Consider the following 3,058-nt stretch of genomic DNA (forward strand, 5'->3'; position numbering starts at 1 on the left):
AACCTTCAAAACTAAATACGAACCACCAAGCATCTGCGCGTCTTTTCTATTCGAAGTTAAGTCCTCGATCGATTAGTATCCGTCAGCTCCACGTGTCACCACGCGTCCACCTCGGACCTATCAACCTCATCGTCTCTGAGGGATCTTACTTGCTCGAAGCAATGGGAAATCTCATCTTGAGGGGGGCTTCATGCTTAGATGCTTTCAGCACTTATCCCTGCCACACGTAGCTACCCAGCGGTGCTCCTGGCGGAACAACTGGTACACCAGCGGTGTGTCCATCCCGGTCCTCTCGTACTAAGGACAGCGCCTCTCAGATTTCCAACGCCCACGACGGATAGGGACCGAACTGTCTCACGACGTTCTGAACCCAGCTCGCGTACCGCTTTAATGGGCGAACAGCCCAACCCTTGGGACCGACTACAGCCCCAGGATGCGATGAGCCGACATCGAGGTGCCAAACCTCCCCGTCGATGTGGACTCTTGGGGGAGATAAGCCTGTTATCCCCGGGGTAGCTTTTATCCGTTGAGCGACGGCCCTTCCATGCGGAACCGCCGGATCACTAAGCCCGACTTTCGTCCCTGCTCGACTTGTAGGTCTCGCAGTCAAGCTCCCTTCTGCCTTTACACTCTGCGAATGATTTCCAACCATTCTGAGGGAACCTTTGGGCGCCTCCGTTACCTTTTGGGAGGCGACCGCCCCAGTCAAACTGCCCACCTGACACTGTCTCCGGACCGGATCACGGCCCTGGGTTAGAATGTCCGTACAGCCAGGGTGGTATCCCACGGTGCCTCCACCGAAGCTAGCGCTCCGGTTTCTAAGGCTCCCACCTATCCTGTACAAGCTGTACCAACATTCAATATCAGGCTACAGTAAAGCTCCACGGGGTCTTTCCGTCCTGTCGCGGGTAATGCGCATCTTCACGCATAGTATAATTTCACCGGGTCTCTCGTTGAGACAGTGCCCAAGTCGTTGCACCTTTCGTGCGGGTCGGAACTTACCCGACAAGGAATTTCGCTACCTTAGGACCGTTATAGTTACGGCCGCCGTTTACTGGGGCTTCGGTTCAACGCTTCGCCCGAAGGGCTAACGCATCCCCTTAACCTTCCAGCACCGGGCAGGTGTCAGCCCCTATACTTCGCCTTACGGCTTCGCAGAGACCTGTGTTTTTGATAAACAGTCGCTTGGGCCTTTTCACTGCGGCTTGCTAGGTCGTAGCCTAGACAAGCACCCCTTCTCCCGAAGTTACGGGGTCATTTTGCCGAGTTCCTTAACGAGAGTTCTCCCGATCACCTTAGGATACTCTCCTCGCCTACCTGTGTCGGTTTGCGGTACGGGCACCTCTCTCCTCGCTAGAGGCTTTTCTTGGCAGTGTGAAATCAGGGACTTCGGTACTTATGTTCCCTCCCCATCACAGCTCAAGCTCTCGGTGGACGGATTTGCCTATCCACCACTCTTGCTGCTTGGGCGCGTTCATCCAATGACGCGCTTCCCCTATCCTCCTGCGTTCCCCCATTGCTCAAATGGAGAGGAGGTGGTACAGGAATGTCAACCTGTTATCCATCGCCTACGCCTTTCGGCCTCGGCTTAGGTCCCGACTAACCCTGAGCGGACGAGCCTTCCTCAGGAAACCTTAGGCATACGGTGAAGAAGATTCTCACTTCTTTTTCGCTACTCATACCGGCATTCTCACTTCTAAACGCTCCACTAGTCCTCACGGTCTAGCTTCAACGCCTTTAGAACGCTCTCCTACCACTGTCCTACGGACAATCCGCAGCTTCGGTGATGTGTTTAGCCCCGGTATATTTTCGGCGCAGCGTCACTCGACCAGTGAGCTATTACGCACTCTTTAATGGTGGCTGCTTCTAAGCCAACATCCTGGTTGTCTAAGCAACGCCACATCCTTTTCCACTTAACACATACTTAGGGACCTTAGCTGGCGGTCTGGGCTGTTTCCCTTTCGACTATGAACCTTATCACCCATAGTCTGACTCCCAACGATAAGTCATTGGCATTCGGAGTTTGACTGAATTCGGTAACCCGATAGGGGCCCCTAGTCCAATCAGTGCTCTACCTCCAAGACTCTCACGTTGAGGCTAGCCCTAAAGCTATTTCGGAGAGAACCAGCTATCTCTGTGTTCGATTGGCATTTCACCCCTACCCACACCTCATCCCCGCATTTTTCAACATACGTGGGTTCGGGCCTCCAGTCAGTGTTACCTGACCTTCACCCTGGACATGGGTAGATCACACAGTTTCGGGTCTACGGTGTCCGACTCATTCGCCCTATTCAGACTCGCTTTCGCTGCGGCTCCAGGTCTTCCCTTTAACCTTGCCGACCACCGTAACTCGCCGGTTCATTCTACAAAAGGCACGCCGTCACCCATTAACGGGCTCCGACTACTTGTAAGCACACGGTTTCAGGTTCTCTTTCACTCCCCTTCCGGGGTTCTTTTCACCTTTCCCTCACGGTACTGGTTCACTATCGGTCACTAGGGAGTATTTAGCCTTGGGAGATGGTCCTCCCAGATTCCGACGGAATTTCACGTGTTCCGCCGTACTCAGGATCCACTCCGGAGGATGGCGATTTCAACTACCGGGCTGTTACCGTCTTTGGCGGACCGTTCCAGGTCGCTTCGTCTACCGTCATTCTTGGTAACTCCAATGGAGTGTCCTACAACCCCAAGACGCATGCGTCTTGGTTTGGGCTGATTCCGTTTCGCTCGCCGCTACTTAGGAAATCGCATTTGCTTTCTCTTCCTTCGGGTACTGAGATGTTTCAGTTCCCCGAGTTGCCTTCCGTCACCTATGAATTCAGTGACGATGCTACCCCATTACGGATAGCGGGTTTCCCCATTCGGACATCCCCGAGTCAACGCTTACTTACAGCTCGTCGAGGCATATCGGTGTTTGTCCCGTCCTTCTTCGGCTCCTAGTGCCAAGGCATTCACCGTGCGCTCTTAATCACTTAACTTCTATACGTGAAAAGACATGACAATCTTTTTTAAATCGTTTCGATGCTTTGGCGTTCGTATTTAGTTTTCAAGGTTCTTAACC

General features: G+C 53.3%; 1 rRNA gene. It reads right to left on the bottom strand.

The features are described from left to right. Positions 1 to 52: 52 nt before the first annotated feature. Positions 53 to 2,975: ribosomal RNA gene (locus JCM13188_RS17075) — 23S ribosomal RNA — on the bottom strand. Positions 2,976 to 3,058: the final 83 nt, after the last annotated feature.

Origin of the sequence: Piscibacillus salipiscarius JCM 13188 (genome assembly GCF_001311865.1) — a bacterium.
Lineage (GTDB): Bacteria > Bacillota > Bacilli > Bacillales > Alkalibacillaceae > Piscibacillus > Piscibacillus salipiscarius.